The 2580-nt window shown below is 36.6% G+C and carries 3 protein-coding genes; all 3 read right to left on the bottom strand.

The genetic code is table 11. The annotated features are described in order from the left end of the window. Window positions 1-11 precede the first annotated feature (11 nt). Genes ACZFYI_RS18845 through ACZFYI_RS18835 form a run of 3 tightly spaced genes read right to left on the bottom strand, consistent with a single transcriptional unit; the run spans window position 12 to window position 2465 of the window. On the bottom strand, window positions 12-542 hold the full coding sequence (locus tag ACZFYI_RS18845) for a hypothetical protein (RefSeq protein ID WP_462525664.1): 531 nt from the start codon (window positions 540-542) through the stop codon (window positions 12-14). A gap of 13 nt (window positions 543-555) precedes the next feature. Next, window positions 556-1827, bottom strand: a complete 1272-nt coding sequence (locus tag ACZFYI_RS18840) for a lipopolysaccharide biosynthesis protein (protein WP_462525663.1) — start codon at window positions 1825-1827, stop codon at window positions 556-558. Beyond that, a complete protein-coding gene (locus ACZFYI_RS18835) occupies window positions 1824-2465 on the bottom strand; it encodes an acetyltransferase (protein ID WP_462525662.1) in 642 nt (213 codons plus the stop codon). The genes ACZFYI_RS18840 and ACZFYI_RS18835 overlap by 4 nt, the downstream gene beginning before the upstream one ends. Window positions 2466-2580: the final 115 nt, after the last annotated feature.

Genomic DNA, 2580 nt, shown 5'->3' with positions numbered 1-2580 from the left:
ATTATCAAACTTTAGGTGTAAATATTCCATAGGTCATTAAACCCTCCTACTACATAATCTGTCGACTTAGTATAATCATCTAGGCCTATTTTGAAAATATTTGAAACAATGGTGTTTACTATGATTACCACATACACCCAAAAAAATTGCTTGAGATAATAATAAAAATCAAATTCATTTTTAATTAGGGCGTAACCCACAAAAAACATCAACAAGCTGGTGATTATCTGAAGCGATATTTTGAAGGAATATTCTAAATCAACTGCAATAAAAAGCTGCAAAAGGACGTACACAGCAAAAAAGACGATATAAATATTTTTCTCAAATTTTATCCTTTTAATCAGAAGGAAATAAAAAAAAGAGGAATACAAAATAACTACTCTAATAATAGCTGTTATACCTCCAGGTTCAGACCAAAAAGCAAAAATATCAATGATGACATTAATTAATATCAACCAATAAAATAGCCTTGGATAACTCGGTTTCCACGGAGTAAGCTGAGCTTTTATGGGCATGAATTGCTTTGCGATATCAGAAACCATATTTGATTTTCCCTTACACCAGCCTAATCCCGGTCACACTTTTTACAAAGCCATACAACATCAAGAAATAAAATATCCCATTGATTGCAACTGCCCCTACTGCCCCCATCATACCAAACCCGAATGTCAAAACCAAGGTACTCAATATTGAAAAAACCAAAACCAAAAACGTCCTAATGATATTTTCTTTCAATTTTCCTGTCATAACCAGAATGGAACCTCCCCACGATATTAGTGCAAACGGGATAATGCCCGCCATTGACAATGCCAAATAACCAAGAGAACCTGCAAACTCAGGTTTGTAGAAATCTGTCAAGACTTTATAAAAAATCAATATACCTACAGCCTGGATCAAAATTATGGCAACATTGACATTTCTGATGTTTTTTAAAGTAATATAAAGCTCATCCATGGTATTTGAATTCCAATGTTTTCCAATAAGGGGGTTGATATTCTGCTGAAGAATTCCGGGGAATATATACAATGATTTTGCAAAGAAAATAAAGAAACTATAGACCCCAACTTCTGTATTGCTGATAAGGTAGCCGATGATTATGAGATCAAGTTTGTCATTTAGGATCGAGAACACCTCTGCTGTAAAGCTTTTCAATCCGAAAGACAGGTTGTTTTTGAGGTCTGAAAATTTAAAGTTAACTGTAAAAAGCTTTGAGAAGCTAAGAAGACAAAGAGCAAAAATAACCAGTTCAGAAACCAAAAAGGAAAAGTAAAGCCAATGTGAATCAATTGAATTTAAGGAAGCAAAAGTGATAAATCCAATAATGACCAACCACCGTAAAGATCGGATATTTGCAAATAACTTTTGGTTTCTGATTCCCGTGGCGTAGGCCATAAAGTTTTTGTTCCAATTGAACAATGGCAAGGATAAAGTAGAAATGAATACGCCAAAAGCAAGTTCCGGAGAGCTAAAGACAGTTGGAGAATATTTTGAAATGAAAAGGACTGCGCCAGAAAAAAGAAGCGTGCTGAAAGTGGTTATCGCAAAATTTGAAGAAAAAATAACAGGATGACTTTGGGTATCGCCTGTAGAAATTTTTTGAATCAGACTGTTATTGATACCCAATGAAAAAAAAGTAGACAGAATCAAATAAAACCCCAAAACCTGGTTAAAAACCCCAAGTGTAGCAGCACCAAACTGGTACCCGATAATCAGGTTGACCAAAAACCCGGAAATAATCAGAATCCCTTGGGAAGAAATCAACCATAAGGTATCAGTTGTAAACTTTTTGTCCTTAAAAATCCCAGAAAGCTTATTCTCCAATTTCAAAAGTCAATTTCTTTTATTCTTCTCGCCGGATTCCCTGCCCAAACTTCATTTGCCGGAATGTCTGAGATTACCACCGAACCTGCACCGATGATGCTGTTGTCTCCAATACTGATTCCCTGCTTGGCCACAGAACCTGCTCCAAACAATACTTTTCTGCCTAAACTGACATTCCCCGCCAAAGTGGCATTGGGTGCAACATGTGAAAAATCACCGATCAAACATTCATGTTCGATGATGGCGGCAGTATTGATAATCACTCCGCCTCCAATTTTTGCAAGTGAGTTGATGATTGCGTTTCTGCCAACAAAGGTTGAAAGGCCAATCGTCGCTTTTGAGGAAACCAAGGCTGTTTTATCTATGACAGCCAATTGGTTGAAACCTTTGCCAATAACAAAATTGACAACCTTTTCTCTGATATTGTTGTCTCCAATGCAAGGAAAAACATAATGTTGCTCCAAAATCTGACCGACATCCTCTGCCCTTTCACTGCCAAAAAACTCAAGGTGGTAGGGGTCCTCCACATTATAATCTTTGGCAAAATATCCCCCGACAACCAATCCTTGTTCCAGGATACTGTCCAAAACCACATAGGCGTGGCCGGAGTAACCGATGATGAAGATTTTTTTTTGTTGTGTCATTTTAATTTAAAGGGATATTTTTTTATTGAAATTGAAGAATTGAATTTCATTGTTTTTGGCGGAAGGCTAATTTTTGACTTGTGATTATCTCGGCCAAAAACCGGATTGCTTTTCC

Source organism: Aquiflexum sp., from assembly GCF_977115555.1.
The sequence above is the reverse complement of the archived record's forward strand: the minus strand, read 5'-3'. Positions and strand labels throughout refer to the sequence as shown.